The organism is Amycolatopsis kentuckyensis (genome assembly GCF_002155975.1).
Lineage (GTDB): Bacteria > Actinomycetota > Actinomycetes > Mycobacteriales > Pseudonocardiaceae > Amycolatopsis > Amycolatopsis kentuckyensis.
Window position 1 is genome coordinate 1 of sequence record NZ_MUMI01000159.1, and the last position, 12,818, is coordinate 12,818.

A 12,818-nucleotide genomic window follows, 5' to 3' on the forward strand; every position below is an offset into this window, starting at 1 on the left:
CCACCGCGCCCGGTGCAGCGCCGGCGTGCTGTCGGCGCGGTGGTGCGGCGGGGCCGATTCCTGCCCATCCTCGCGCTGCCTCAGGCACCACCCCCGCCGGTGGGGCGGCGCCGCCCGTCGCTGCTCGCCCGCCGCGGCGAGTTCTTCACCGTGCCGCGGGCCGTGGCCACCGCGGGCCCCGGCCCGCTACCGCCCGCTCTCGCGCGGCAGGCCAGGCGGCCGCAGCTCCCGGCACGGCGTGGCGAGTTCCTTCCGGTCCCGTTCCCGGTGCCCGCTGGGCCCGGCCCGCTGCCGCCGCGCACCCTGAGGCAGACGCGGCGCACGCACCTGCCCACCCGGCGAGGCGAGTTCGCCACGCCGGTGCCGACACCACAGCAGCCCCTCACCCCCGCGTTCGTTCCCCGCCCTGCGCGGGCCACCCGGGCGCGGTCGCTGCTGATCCGCCGCGGCGAATTCCTGCTCGTGCCCTCGACGCCCGGCGTGCCGCCACGGACCGCCCGGCCGCGGCGGACGCTCGTCATCACCCGGCGCGGGGAGTTCTTCGCCCCCGTACCGCCGCCAGCGCCCACCGCGCCGACCACCTGGACACCGACGCGGCCGCGGGCCCGCCGCCCGGCCCTGCCCGCCCGGGGCGGGGTGTTCCAGCCTGTCCCGCTGGCTGGTGCCGTAGCACCGGTGGTGTGGACGCCGGCGGCCAACCCGCGGCTGACCATCCGCCCGAACCCGGCCGGCCTCACCGCCGCGGCGAACCGCGCCACCGCCAGCATCGCGCCGAACCAGGCGCGACTCACCATCACCGAGGAGGCCTGACCGTGCCGATGGACATGAAGGTCGGCGACCTGGAGCCCGCGCTGGTGCTCACCGTCTCCGACCCCGTCGCGGACTTCCGCGACGTCACCGCGTGGCGGGTCGTTGGGTCGCTCAACGGCGTCGTGGTGTTCAACACCGTCCTCGACCCCGGCGACGTCGCGATCAGCGACGCCACCCCGAACGTCGCGGTGCTGACCCGTGCCTGGGCGGCCGGAGACACCGCCAACCCGGGCGAGATGAAGATCGAGGCCCGCGGGACCTGGCCGGGCGGCCCGCAGACGTTCCCCGCCGTCGGCACCGAGGTCGTGACCATCCACCCCGCCCTCGCGTAGCGAACCCACGAAGCGGCCCCTCGCACCTTGCTGGTGCGAGGGGCCGCTTTCGCGCTGCTCAGGGGATGCTCAGCACGTCCGATCAGCGTGGCATGCGTCCAGGTAGCGAGCGAAGTCCTCCGCCTGCTGGTGCTGACGCTGCTGCTCTTGTTCTTGACGAGCCTGCTGTGGCGCGGTCATCGTCCAGCGAACACCGCCAATCACGAGGCCCACCGCCGCCAGGATTCCAAGCAGGATCAAGTAGTGGCGTGGCTCGTTCAACGCGAACCAGTCCGGCCGGCGGAAGCGGTACATGCGGGCGCTCCTCATGGAAGTGGCTTCCCGAACCTCGTCGTGTCGATCACGTTCGGCGTTACGCCGGCCCTGGATCGAATAGGTCCGCCCGCCGCGCGTAGGGGGGCTAGCGCGGCGGGCGGAGTCGACACCCGGCCACCGCAGGGTCGGGGTCACTGCGGTGGCCAGGCTGATCAGGTGACGCGAGGAATGGTGGCGACGACCCCGGCCAGGAGTTGGTCGGCGGGGCTCGGCTTGTCGAGGCGTGGTCCGTTCGGCCACCAGTCCACCGCGGGTATCACGCCGGGGTGTTCCAGTGCCATGCCCGGGAACAGGCTTTCGATCTTGGCGTGGCGGCGGAAGAATCCAGCGCCGACGCGGCCATCGAGGAGGTTGATCAGCCGTTCGATCAAGACCACGAGTTCAGGCAGTTCGGGGTCGCGGAGATGAGTCGCCGCAAGGAATGAGCCTTCCACGAGTTGCTCGGCGACCTCGATTACCCACGTGCGGGCCCGGCCCTCGTCGAGCCAGTGAAGGAAGTTCGGCGCGATGACCGCAACCGGCTCATCCCAGTCGATGCGGCCGCTTACCGCGTCGACCACGCCTGCCGGGTCGGCCGGGTCGATGAAGACGACGTCGGCGTACCGGTCGGCTAGCCACGCGGCACCCTTCGCCGCGAGCAGCTCGTCGCCTTCGACGTACACGACCCGGCCGGGGCAGGCGAGCTCGCGGTGCGGCGGCGCACCGGCGGCGAGGGGGGCGCCGACGTGCACGACCTGGCTAATCCCGCGAATGCCAGTGACGAACCGCCAGAATCGGTGGATGAAGCTGCGCTCGTTCAGGGCGATCCGTCGGATGTCCGGCGCGACGTGGAGCAGGTGTGCGAGCAGAAACCGGTCGGTCTCGTACGCCTCGTTACCCTCGAGCATGGCGTTCCACAGCCGCGCGCGACTCTGGATGGCGTACGAGGTGGCGTCCACGATCATCGGCCGCCCTCGCGCTTCCACCACTCCGCGAGCGTGCGACGCAACACCTCGGGAAGGGCGCTGCCGATGTCTTCAAGAGGAATTAACGCCGTCTTGCCGTCGATCTTGATGGCGGGTTCGACACGTCCACCCCGAACCTCAACGAGACCGACCACGAGGTCGGTGGGCTTCCCGTTCTCGTCCTTGGTCCGAAATGCGCGCACGAACCGCCAGCCTTCATCGGCCATCGTCGCCCCCAGCATCGTCACTCTGCGTTCACTTGTAAGAACATGTGGCTTGACGTTACCTCGGGGCCCGCAACTGGTCAAGACAAGCTGACCAGTGCAACAATTTCGCGCATGGTGGATCGCAGAAGCGGTGTCCCCGCGTTCAAGCAGGTCGCTGCTGACCTTCGGCAGAAGATCGCCGATGGCGACTACGCGCCCGGCGAGCAACTGCCGAGCGAGCGGGAATTGGTCGACAACTACGCCGTCTCCCGCCCGACCGTCCGCGATGCAATCAACGTCCTGAGGTCAGAGGGACTCGTCACGTCAGAGCACGGTCGCGGGGTGTTCGTGCGCCCGCCGGCCAGCATTCAGCGGATCGCCCGGTCGCGTCTCTCCCGCGAGGCACGTGATCGGAACCGCGGAGCGTTCCTTGCCGATGCTGCCGCTCGCGGCTTCACGGCATCGTCGTCGGTCAAGATCCGCTTCGAGGAAGCCGACGCCCGAACCGCCGCACACCTCGCGATCGACGAGGGCGCCGAGGTCACCGTGAGAGACCGGGTGATGCGCGCCGATGGGCTGGTGGTTCAACTTGCGGTGTCGCGCCTACCGCGCGAGATCACGCGCGGCACCGCCATCGAGGAGGTCAACACCGGGCCAGGCGGCGCATATGCGCGTCTTGAGGAGGCCGGGTACACGCTCGGCAACTTCGTCGAACACGTCGGCGCCCGAATGCCGAAGCCGGACGAGGCCTCGCTGCTCCAGCTGGCCGAAGGCGTTCCCGTGATCACGGTGACCCGCGTCGCCTACGGGATCGACGGCCGGCCGCTCGAGATGAACGACATGGTGCTCGCTGGCGACCGGTACGAGCTGTCGTACGAGTGGCCTGCCGACTGAGCACGGGATGCCGGCACAAGGTCCCTGGCAGCACCTACGCTCCCGGGGTCTTGTGCTGCTCGAGCGACTGAATCCGCTGCGCCCAGGCGAGCGTCACGGCCTGGTGGCCGTAGTGCGCGAGCGCGCAAACCAGAGCCGCACCGGCGACCGCGGCGACGACGGCTTTGCTGCCGACGCTGTAACTCGCGACGTTGATCAGCAGCATCAGCCCCAGCAGGGTGGTGGTGCGGCGAATGATCGACATGCTGTCTGCCCCAGATCTGCCCCACGCGGTGGAGCGGCGGTGCAGGTCAGACACAGTTCACCCCGGAGTTCACTCGGATGGGTGGTCTTGCGCGGGAGGTCGCCGAGGCGCGGGAGCCGGTGCCGTCGGAGGTGCGGCCCGCGGTGGGACGGCTGGGTGGGCACGCGGTGGCGGCAGCACGGGCTTTGCGGGCAGCGCTGGTCGGTGGCGACGGGACGCCGCTCGGTGACGCGGTCGCGCTGGTGGGGGCGGCCGAGCGGGAGGTGCGGGCCTGGGTGGACGGCCGTGCGTGGCCGCTGGGGGTCGGTGGTGCGGTGGATCTCGGGGTGCTGGCCGCGGTCTACGGGCGGTTCGCCGGGACGGCGGTCCGGGTGGGGCGCCGGGCCGCGGAGTTCGCGCCGGTCGGGGCTTAGCGGCTCTGGGTGCGGGACGGATCGGCTGCGCGAGAACGCCGCGATCGAAACGGACCGGCCGCGGCGCACCGGCCGCGCGGGAATGCGGTCGGAGCGGGCCGGTCGGCGCTCGGTCTCGACGAGTGCGCTGGGCCCGTCTGGCGGGGCCGATCCCGCCCGGCGTGACCCGCCCACCGGCGCCACCACCGCCGTCGCGACTACCGTGGCCGGCATGAGCAACACCGAGGCCGCCCCCGCCGAACTCGCCTGTGGCGATCGGCCCGCGGCCGCCGATCCCGAGCGGCCGGACGTCGAGATCCTCACTCCGCGCGAGGTGCCGCTCGGTGGTCCGCGCGCCATGCGGGTCCGGCGCACGCTCCCCCAGCGGTCGCGGTCGCTGATCGGCGCGTGGTGCTTCGCCGACCACTACGGGCCCGACGAGGTCGCCGGGCCCGGGGCGATGGACGTCGCCCCGCACCCGCACACCGGGTTGCAGACCGTCAGCTGGCTGTTCTCCGGCGAGATCGAACACCGCGACAGCCTCGGCACGCACGCGATGGTCCGGCCCGGCGAGCTGAACCTGATGACCGGCGGGCACGGCATCTGCCACTCGGAGGTCTCGACCGCCGCCACGAAGACGCTGCACGGCGTGCAGCTCTGGGTGGCCCTGCCCGAACGGCACCGGCACACCGCGCGGGCGTTCGACCACTACGTCCCTTCGGTGAACCGGATCGAAGGCGCGGAGATCCGCGTGTTCCTCGGCTCGCTGGCCGGCCGGACGTCGCCGATCCCGACGTTCACGCCGCTGCTGGGTGCGGAAGTCGTGCTGGGCCCGGACGCCCACATGTCGCTCGGCGTGGATCCCGGCTTCGAGCACGGCGTCCTCGTCGACACCGGCGACGTCGTCGTGGCCGGCACCCGCGTGCGCGCGGCGGAGCTGGGTTACGTCGGCACCGGCGTGCGCTCCCTGACCTTGAGCAACCGCGGCACCGAGCCGGCCCGGTTCCTGCTGCTGGGCGGCACCCCGTTCGGCGAAGAGATCCTGATGTGGTGGAACTTCGTCGGCCGCACCCACGAGGAGATCGCCGCGTACCGCGAAGCCTGGCAAGCGGGGTCGGACCAGTTCGGCGAAGTGACGGGCTACCCGGGCGAGCGCCTGCCGGCCCCCGCGCTGCCGGCCGTGCGGATCAAACCCCGCCGGAACCCGGGCTCAGGCCAGGAAACCGCCCACAGCTGACACGAAGGCGGACGCGTCGTCCAGCCACGGGTAGTGCGCGGTCCCGGGTAGCACCACCGCGCGGCCATAAGGAAACAGCGCGGCGAAGCGGTCCGCGACGGCAGGGCTGGCGATCCAGTCCAGCTCGCCGGCCAGCACGAGCACCGGAGCGGTGACGGCGGCGAGCGCGGCGCGGGTCGTCTCGGGCTCGAAGGCGCCCGCGGCGTTGTAGATCCGCGCGGCCGCGCCGTTGCGCTGGCCGGGTTCGCCGGCCTGGTGCTGCCGGGCCGCCGCGTCCCAGCGGCCGTAGTAGAACGGGGCGAAGGCGGCCCAGTCGGCGCTGGTCGCGGTCTTCGCGGCGATCGACTCGTAGGCGGCGGCCGCGGCGGCGAACCAGGGCGCGCCGGCCCGCCGGGCCATGATGCGCCGGCGTTCGTCGGCCGGTACGTCGAAGCCGACGGCCCGCGGGCTCGGCGTGATCAGGGCGAGCCGGCTCAGGCGCTGCGGGTACCGGGCCGCGTACCGGACGGCCAGGCTCGCCCCGGCCGAATGCCCGAGGAGGTCGAAGCGGTCGAGGCCGAGGTGCTTGCGCAGGGCCTCGACGTCCTCGATCTGCCGGTCGCAGCGGTAGGTGGCGGGGTCGGCGGGCGCTTCCGAGTCGCCGGTTCCCCGCAGGTCCAGGACCGCGGTGCGGCGCCGGGTGGTCAGGCCGCCGAGATCGCCGAGATAGGCACCGGCCCGCATCGGGCCGCCCGGCAGGCACACCACCGGCGGCTCGGCACCGGAACCGGAGAGGTGGACGGCGAGCGCGGTTCCGTCCGGCGCGGAGAAGATCGGCACACCCCGACCCTGTCAGCTCCGGACCGGGGGAACAAGCGACCCGGCCGCCTCACCGCTCCCGCGCGAGATAGGCCTCCAGCGTCGCCATCCGGTGGCCCCGCGCGAACCGCTCGACCTCCTCCGGCTCGCCCCCGCCCTCGATCAGGGCGAGCAGCCGGTCGTGCTCCTCGACCGACTCCGGCGCCCGCCCGGGCACCGACGTGAACGTGCTGTCGCGGACCGCCGCCAGCCTGGTCCAGCAGCGCTGGACCAGGTCGACCAGGTGGGGGTTGGGGCAGGCGCCGAACAGCACCTCGTGGAACTCCGCGTTCAGCGCGGTGAACGCCACCGGGTCGAACTCGGCGAGGCTGCGGCGCATCCGGTCGTTGAGCGCGCGGGCCCGGCCCAGCGCCTCGGCCGTCAGCAGCGGCGCGGCGAGGCCGGTGGCCGCGCCCTCGACGATCGCCACCGTCTGCATCGCGTGCTGGTACGCGACCGGGTCGATGGCCACCACCCGGGCGCCGACGTTCCGCTCGAACTCGATCAGTTCTTCGGCCTCCAGCCGGCGCAGGGCTTCGCGGACCGGCACCGCGCTGACGTCGAGTTCGCGGCCGATCTGGTCGAGCACCAGGCGGTAGCCGGGGCCGTAGCGCCCGTCGAGGATCCGGGCCTTGATCGTCTCGTAGGCCAGCTGTGACTTGGTGACGGGCCTTCCCGCGGACGCGCCGATCATGTAGGAAACCATATACGAACGACCTACAGGAGGCCCGCCCCGATGTCCCCAGCGATCCCGACCGCGGCCGACCTGATCGTCGGCGGGCTGCGGGCCCACGGCGTCGACACCGTTTTCGGCCTGCCCGGCGTGCAGACCTACGACCTGTTCGACAGCCTCGCCCGCGCGAACGACGAGATTCGCGTGATCGGCGCCCGGCACGAGCAGACCGTCGCCTACATGGCGTTCGGGTACGCCCAGGCGACCGGCCGCCCCGGCGTCTGCACCGTGGTCCCCGGCCCCGGCGTCCTCAACGCGTCGGCCGCGCTGCTCTCGGCGTACGGGGCGAGCGCACCCGTCGTGTGCCTCACGAGCGAGATCCCGCGCGCGTACCTCGGCCGCGGGCTCGGCCACCTGCACGAAATGCCCGACCAGCTGGCGACCCTGCGCTCGATCACCAAGTGGTCGGCGCTGGCCGAGCACCCGGCGGCGGTCCCGGACGCGCTGGCGACGGCGTTCCGCGAAGCGGCGGGCGGGCGGCCCCGGCCGGTCTCGCTGGCGGTGCCGTGGGACGTGCTGGGCCTGCGCGCCCCGGCCGACGTCGCCGGCCCGCTTCCGCTGCCCCGCCCGGCCGTCGACCCGGTCGCCGTGGAGCAGGCCGCGGACCTGCTGCGCTCCGCGAAGCACCCGATGATCATGGTGGGCGGGGGTGCGCGCCACGCCGCCGCGGAGGTCCGGGCGCTGGCCGAGCGGCTGCAGGCGCCGGTGGTGCCGTTCCGCGGCGGGCGCGGCGTCGTGGGTGACGACCACCCGCTCGGCTTCACCTGCGTCTCCGGCTTCGAACGGTGGCCCGAGACCGACGTCGTGGTCGGCATCGGCTCGCGGATGGAGTTGTCCTGGTTCCGCTGGCCGGAGCGGCCCGCCGGCCTCAAGACGATCCTGCTCGACCTCGACCCGCGGCAGGCGACCCGGCTCGAGGCGGACGTCGCGATCGTCGCCGACGCCGCCGACGCCACGGCCGCGCTCGCCGAAGCCGTCGGTCCACAACGGACGGACCGGACGGCCGAGTTCACCGCGCTGAAGGCCGCCGTGGCCGAGCGCGTCACCGACGTCGGGCCGGAGCTGGAGTACCTCCGGGCGATCCGGGACGTGCTCCCGCGCGACGGCTTCTTCGTCGAAGAGATCTGCCAGGTCGGCTTCGCGTCCTACTTCGGCTTCGACGTCTACGCCCCGCGCACCTTCGTCACCTGCGGCCACCAGGGCACGCTCGGCTTCGGCTACCCGACGGCGCTCGGCGTGCAAGCCGCCTTCCCCGGGCGCCCGGTGGTCTCGGTGGCCGGCGACGGCGGCTTCATGTTCGCCGCGCAGGAACTCGCCACCGCCGTCCAATATGGACTCAACGTGGTCGCGGTGGTGTTCGACAACGGCTACTACGGCAACGTCCACCTCGACCAGGAGCGGCTGTTCGAGGGCCGCGCGCTGGGCGGGCGGCTGGGGAACCCGGACTTCGCCCGGCTCGCCGAGACGTTCGGCGCGCTCGGCCTCACCGCGCGCACCCCGGAGGACCTGCGCGGCGCGCTGGACAAGGCGTTCGCCGCGGGCCGGCCGGCGCTGGTGCACGTGCCGTGCGAACTCGGCGTCGGCGCGTCGCCGTGGAAGTACCTGATGCCGAAGTCGGACCGCAGCTAGCCGGCCAGGCGCTCCAGTACGGCGAACACCCGCTCGACGTCGGCCGCGGTCGTCCGCCAGTTGCTGAAGGCGGCGCGCAACGCCGGGCGGCCGTCGTACACCGTCGGCGTCAGGAACGTGGTCCCGTCCTCGGCGATGGCACGCACGAGGGCATCGATGTCCCGTTCGGCAGCCGGGGTGAAGCAGACGACGTTGAGCCGCACCGGCGCGAGGAGCTGCCAGTGCGGCGAGCCGTCGATCCGCGCGCCCAGGTCGCGGGCCAGCGCGACGCAGCGCTCGACGATCTCGCGGTGCCCGGCGCGGCCGTACGCCACGAGCGAGAACCAGGCCGGGAGCGCGCGCAGCCGCCGGGAGTTCTCCGGTGTGAGGTGCAGGAAGTCCGGCGTCTCCCCGATTTCGCCGAGGTAGGCCGCGTCGTTGCTGAACACGCGCAGCTGCAGGTCGCGGCGGCGGGTGAACTGGACGGCCGAGTCGTAGGGCACGTTGAGCCACTTGTGCAGGTCGACGACCACCGAATCGGCCCGGTCGAGGCCCGCGGTGAGCGCCGCGTGCTCCGGGGCCAGCGCGGCGAACCCGCCGAACGCGGCGTCGACGTGCAGCCAGAAGTCGTACCGCCGCTTGAGGTCGGCGATCGCGCGCAGGTCGTCGAAGTCGACGGTGTTGACCGTCCCGGCGTTCGCGACGACGACGGCGGGTCCGTCGAGCGTCTCGAGCGCTTCGGCGAGCTTCGCGACGTCGACGGCTTCGCGGCCCGGAAGCACTGGCACCTTCCGCAGCGCGGAACGGCCCATCCCGAGGAACGACAACGCTTTCGAGACGCTCGAGTGCGGCGAACCGGACAGCACCGTGACGGGACCGAGCGCGGCGGCGCCGTCGGTCGAGACGGTCACCCCGGCCCGCTCGCCGAGCCACTCGCGGGCGATGGCCAGGCCGGTCACCGTGGACATCGTGGCGCCGGTGACGAACGCGCCGGAGAACTCCGGGCCCAGCCCGAACAGTTCGGCCAGCCAGCCGACGGTCTCGCGCTCGAGGTCCTGCGCCGAGGAGTCCATTCCGCTGGCCGGATTCTGGTCGTAGGCGGCGGTCAGCCAGTCGCCGGCCAGGGCGGCCGGGGTCGCGCCGCCGGTCACGAAGCCGAGGTACCGCGGGCCGGCACCGGCGGCGAAGCCCGGTTCCCAGCGCCGGGCGAACTCGTCCAGGGCTCCGCGCGCGCCGGCGCCTTCGAGCGGCAGGCGCGCCGGGTCGGCGGCCACGGGCGGGACGGCGGCTGCGCGCTCATCCAGGCCGGCGAGTGCCTCGCTCGCGAACTTGCTTGCGGTGTCGAGGAGATCGGGCAGGGAGTGCAGGTCATCGGCGAGCCTCGGGTCCATCTCGCCGACGCTAGGCGCGGTGCCGTCCCGCTGTCGCGGGCCAATCCCCCGAAACTGGCCCGCTCGCGTGACCAGGCGGGCATCACGCGCGGCGGAGGCGGCGGACGCGGGTCTCGGCCGGGTCGAACGCCACCCGGCGCAGCGGGCCCGTCAGCAGCAGCACCACCGCCATCGACGACAGCGCCGCCAGCACCAGCGCCGCCACGAACTGGGCCGCTCCCGACGTGGCCGTCGCCAGCACCGCGTAGCCGGCCAGCACCAGTGCCGAGGGCGCCAGGAAGCCCGTCAGCACCGGCACGAGCGGTACCCGGTCACCGTCGGGGCGGCGGGCGGACACCACCGCCGCCCCGGCGCAGGTGACCGCGGCGACCAGCAAGCAGCCGCCGACGGTGTCGCTCAACCGGTGCCAGCCCAGTGCCACCGCCGCCGCCGAGACCCAGGCGACGCCGATTCCGCCCGTCACCAGTGCCGTCCGCCGGAACCGGCGGGGCAGGACGATCGCGAGCGCGACGAGCACGGCCATCGCCGCGCTGACGTGCCCGCTCGGGAAGCTGTTGTGGCTCGCCACGCCGAAGCGGTCGCCGGTGCTCGGGCGCTCCAGGACGTACAGCTTGAGCAGCTGCGCCACCACCAGGGGTGCGGCCAGCAGCACCAGCGCGAGCACGCCGAGGGCCAGCCGCCGCCGCACCACGGCGATCGCCACGATCAGCACCGCCACCCCGCCGAGCACCACCACCAGGTCGGCCTGCCGCAGCGGGTCCGCCCAGTCCACCGCGGCTCCAGCGGACTGCGCACTGCGGACGACGCCGTTCTCGACGCCGCGGCCGGCCTCCGTGCGGACGAAGAGGAGGTAGGCCGCGACGAACGCGAGGGCGAACCCGGCCGCGCCGGCGAGGAGGATCGCCGTGCGAGACACGGCCCGGGTCACGAGCGCGGGGCCGGCCGGGCGGATCGCGGAGGGTGCGTCGGTGAGGATCACTGCCATGTCCCCGAGTCTGGAACGCGGTCTTCGGGATCCCGTCAGCACGATGTCATGGTTTTGCTACAAGATCCGCCCGGGTCGCCATGACGTGCGCTTTTCCGAATAATGGCGCCGTGGCCGAGGTACTGGTGGTAGAGGACGACGCGGCGGTGCGGGAAGGCCTGCAGCTGGCCCTGCGCAGGCAGGGACACGTGGTGCGCACCGCGGAATCCGGCGAGCTCGGCATCGAGGTGCTCGTGCACCACCGGCCCGACATCGTCGTGCTCGACCTGATGCTGCCCGGCATGGACGGCTTCGAGACCTGCCGCCGGATGCGGGCGTCCGGCCCGATCCCGATCATCATGCTCACCGCGCGCAGCGACGACTTCGACGTCGTGGCCGGGCTCGAAGCGGGCGCGGACGACTACGTCGCCAAGCCGGTCGAGCCGCGGGTGCTCGACGCGCGGATCCGGGCGGTCCTGCGCCGGTCGGCCGCCGACCAGCCGAGCGGGCCGGCGGCCGAGGAACGGCACGGCGACCTCGTCATCGACCGGTCCGCGCTCGAGGTGACCAAGCGCGGCGCGCCGGTGTCACTGACCCCGACCGAGCTCAAGCTGCTGCTGGAGCTTTCGCGCACCCCCGGGCAGGTGTACAGCCGCCAGCAGATCCTCTCCGCCGTGTGGGACCACGACTACCTCGGGGACTCCCGGCTCGTTGACGCCTGCGTGCAGCGGCTGCGCGCGAAGATCGAGGACGTGCCGGCCAAACCGGAGTACGTGCAGACGGTCCGGGGGTTCGGCTACCGGTTCGGCCGGTCGTGACCGCACCGCGGATCCGGTCGTGGCTCGCCGGCCTGCGGCCCCGGCTGGTCGCCGCCTTCGCGGTCATCATGATCCTCGGCGCCACCACCGCGGCCGGCGCGAGTTACGTCTTCGCGCGCCGGGCCATCCTGGAAGGCGTCCAGGACCAGACCATGCTGAAGCTGCGCGACCAGATCGCCGCGTACCTGCCCACCATCTCGCTGCCGCCGTCGCAGGCCACGCTCGACTCGTTCGCGACGGCTCTCAAGTCCAGCAACGCGCTCGTCGTCTACCGCGAGCTGCACTCGTCGTCGAGCCTGTCGATCGACGACGTGCCCGCCGACCTGCGCCAGGCCGTGGCCACGACCACCAGCATCCAGTTCCAGCGCGTCGACGTCCAGGGCTTCCCGCTGTTCTTCGTCGGCGTCCCGGTGCAGACCGGCAGCGGCCGGCCGAGCGGCCTCGAGGTCTACGCGATGACGCGGCTGACCGACCAGCAGGAGGCGATCGACGAGCTGGCCCGCAACGCCTGGCTGTACTCGGCGCTCGTCCTGCCGTTCGCGGTCGGGGTCGCGCTGCTCGCGGCGCGGCAGGTGCTGCGGCCGGTCCGCGCGCTGAACACCGCGGCGAGCCAGCTCGGCCGCGGCCGGCTGGACGTGCGGCTGCGCGCGAAGGGGTCCGACGAACTCGCGCAGCTGGTCACGACGTTCAACCACACCGCCGCGGAGCTGGAGCGCACGGTGAGCACCCTGCGGGCGATGGAGGCCGACGCGCGGCGGTTCGTCGCCGACGTCTCCCACGAGCTGCGGACCCCGCTGGCGGCGATGAACGCGGTCACCGACGTCCTCGACGAGGACGCCGACCAGCTGCCGCCCGACACCGCGGTCGCGGCGCGGCTGGTGTCGGCCGAAACGCGGCGGCTGACCCGGCTGGTGCAGGACCTGATCGAGATCTCCCGGTTCGACGCCGGCCGGGCCGAACTGCGCCGGGAGGAGCTGGACGTCGCCGCGGCGATCGGCGAGACCCTCGCCGCGCGGGGCTGGGAACCCGGCGCCGAGCTGGCCGCCGACCTGCCGTCCGGGATCACCGCACGGCTCGACCGGCGGCGGCTCGA

General features: G+C 73.1%; 15 protein-coding genes and 1 pseudogene. 8 read left to right on the plus strand and 8 right to left on the minus strand.

All coding sequences use genetic code 11. The features are described 5' to 3' along the window. Nucleotides 1-810: pseudogene (locus CCN39_RS16535) on the plus strand (hypothetical protein); the annotation flags it as partial. A gap of 2 nt (nt 811-812) precedes the next feature. Next, nucleotides 813-1,142: a hypothetical protein gene (locus CCN39_RS16540; protein ID WP_086842952.1), complete on the plus strand. Its 330-nt coding sequence runs from the start codon at nt 813-815 to the stop codon at nt 1,140-1,142. A 69-nt stretch (nt 1,143-1,211) separates the two neighbouring features. Here the strand turns inward: CCN39_RS16540 and CCN39_RS16545 are convergent, their stop codons facing one another. The 3 genes from CCN39_RS16545 to CCN39_RS16555 form a co-directional block, all read right to left on the minus strand. Further along, nucleotides 1,212-1,436, minus strand: coding sequence for a hypothetical protein (locus tag CCN39_RS16545; RefSeq protein ID WP_143264057.1), 225 nt, complete (start codon nt 1,434-1,436; stop codon nt 1,212-1,214). Between the two features lie 173 nt (nt 1,437-1,609). Beyond that, nucleotides 1,610-2,401, minus strand: a complete 792-nt coding sequence (locus tag CCN39_RS16550) for an SAM-dependent methyltransferase (RefSeq protein WP_086842956.1) — start codon at nt 2,399-2,401, stop codon at nt 1,610-1,612. Next, nucleotides 2,398-2,643 carry a hypothetical protein gene (locus tag CCN39_RS16555; RefSeq protein ID WP_244210818.1) on the minus strand — a complete coding sequence of 82 codons (246 nt, stop codon included), beginning with the start codon at nt 2,641-2,643 and terminating at the stop codon, nt 2,398-2,400. The genes CCN39_RS16550 and CCN39_RS16555 overlap by 4 nt, the downstream gene beginning before the upstream one ends. Nucleotides 2,644-2,739: 96 nt before the next feature. Here CCN39_RS16555 and CCN39_RS16560 point away from each other — a divergent pair, with 96 nt between their 5' ends. Continuing rightward, nucleotides 2,740-3,501, plus strand: coding sequence for a GntR family transcriptional regulator (locus CCN39_RS16560; protein ID WP_086842959.1), 762 nt, complete (start codon nt 2,740-2,742; stop codon nt 3,499-3,501). 34 nt (nt 3,502-3,535) lie between these two features. Here the strand turns inward: CCN39_RS16560 and CCN39_RS16565 are convergent, their stop codons facing one another. After that, entirely contained in the window at nt 3,536-3,745 is a 210-nt protein-coding gene (locus tag CCN39_RS16565; protein WP_086842961.1) for a hypothetical protein, read from the minus strand. A gap of 77 nt (nt 3,746-3,822) precedes the next feature. Here CCN39_RS16565 and CCN39_RS51745 point away from each other — a divergent pair, with 77 nt between their 5' ends. Beyond that, entirely contained in the window at nt 3,823-4,158 is a 336-nt protein-coding gene (locus tag CCN39_RS51745) for a hypothetical protein (RefSeq protein WP_244210816.1), read from the plus strand. A 211-nt stretch (nt 4,159-4,369) separates the two neighbouring features. Further along, nucleotides 4,370-5,374: a pirin family protein gene (locus CCN39_RS16575; protein WP_086842979.1), complete on the plus strand. Its 1,005-nt coding sequence runs from the start codon at nt 4,370-4,372 to the stop codon at nt 5,372-5,374. Here CCN39_RS16575 and CCN39_RS16580 read toward each other — a convergent pair. Next, a complete protein-coding gene (locus CCN39_RS16580; protein WP_086842963.1) occupies nt 5,348-6,193 on the minus strand; it encodes an alpha/beta fold hydrolase in 846 nt (281 codons plus the stop codon). The genes CCN39_RS16575 and CCN39_RS16580 overlap by 27 nt on opposite strands. A 49-nt stretch (nt 6,194-6,242) precedes the next feature. Next, nucleotides 6,243-6,917 (minus strand): GntR family transcriptional regulator, encoded by a 675-nt coding sequence (locus CCN39_RS16585; RefSeq protein ID WP_086842965.1) that lies wholly within the window; start codon nt 6,915-6,917, stop codon nt 6,243-6,245. 30 nt (nt 6,918-6,947) lie between these two features. Between CCN39_RS16585 and CCN39_RS16590 the strand changes: the two genes are divergently transcribed. Further along, a complete protein-coding gene (locus tag CCN39_RS16590) occupies nt 6,948-8,573 on the plus strand; it encodes a thiamine pyrophosphate-dependent enzyme (RefSeq protein WP_086842967.1) in 1,626 nt (541 codons plus the stop codon). On the opposite strand, the gene CCN39_RS16595 is transcribed toward CCN39_RS16590, so the two are convergent. Beyond that, a complete protein-coding gene (locus CCN39_RS16595) occupies nt 8,570-9,943 on the minus strand; it encodes a pyridoxal phosphate-dependent decarboxylase family protein (protein ID WP_086842969.1) in 1,374 nt (457 codons plus the stop codon). The genes CCN39_RS16590 and CCN39_RS16595 overlap by 4 nt on opposite strands. 82 nt (nt 9,944-10,025) lie before the next feature. Then, nucleotides 10,026-10,922, minus strand: coding sequence for a phosphatase PAP2 family protein (locus CCN39_RS16600; protein ID WP_086842971.1), 897 nt, complete (start codon nt 10,920-10,922; stop codon nt 10,026-10,028). 116 nt (nt 10,923-11,038) lie between these two features. Here CCN39_RS16600 and CCN39_RS16605 point away from each other — a divergent pair, with 116 nt between their 5' ends. Beyond that, entirely contained in the window at nt 11,039-11,725 is a 687-nt protein-coding gene (locus CCN39_RS16605) for a response regulator (RefSeq protein WP_086842972.1), read from the plus strand. Further along, on the plus strand, nt 11,722-12,818 hold a 1,097-nt coding region (locus tag CCN39_RS16610), incomplete at its 3' end, for a histidine kinase dimerization/phospho-acceptor domain-containing protein (RefSeq protein ID WP_086842973.1). The genes CCN39_RS16605 and CCN39_RS16610, both read left to right, overlap by 4 nt.

Bases quoted from the DNA above. Each gene is read 5' to 3' on its own strand.
- CCN39_RS16575 (WP_086842979.1), top strand. From the start codon at position 4,370: ATGAGCAACACCGAGGCCGCCCCCGCCGAACTCGCCTGTGGCGATCGG.
- CCN39_RS16585 (WP_086842965.1), bottom strand. From the start codon at position 6,917: ATGGTTTCCTACATGATCGGCGCGTCCGCGGGAAGGCCCGTCACCAAG.
- CCN39_RS16590 (WP_086842967.1), top strand. From the start codon at position 6,948: ATGTCCCCAGCGATCCCGACCGCGGCCGACCTGATCGTCGGCGGGCTG.
- CCN39_RS51745 (WP_244210816.1), top strand. From the start codon at position 3,823: ATGGGTGGTCTTGCGCGGGAGGTCGCCGAGGCGCGGGAGCCGGTGCCG.
- CCN39_RS16545 (WP_143264057.1), bottom strand. From the start codon at position 1,436: ATGTACCGCTTCCGCCGGCCGGACTGGTTCGCGTTGAACGAGCCACGC.
- CCN39_RS16555 (WP_244210818.1), bottom strand. From the start codon at position 2,643: ATGCTGGGGGCGACGATGGCCGATGAAGGCTGGCGGTTCGTGCGCGCA.
- CCN39_RS16550 (WP_086842956.1), bottom strand. From the start codon at position 2,401: ATGATCGTGGACGCCACCTCGTACGCCATCCAGAGTCGCGCGCGGCTG.
- CCN39_RS16565 (WP_086842961.1), bottom strand. From the start codon at position 3,745: ATGTCGATCATTCGCCGCACCACCACCCTGCTGGGGCTGATGCTGCTG.
- CCN39_RS16560 (WP_086842959.1), top strand. From the start codon at position 2,740: ATGGTGGATCGCAGAAGCGGTGTCCCCGCGTTCAAGCAGGTCGCTGCT.
- CCN39_RS16595 (WP_086842969.1), bottom strand. From the start codon at position 9,943: ATGGACCCGAGGCTCGCCGATGACCTGCACTCCCTGCCCGATCTCCTC.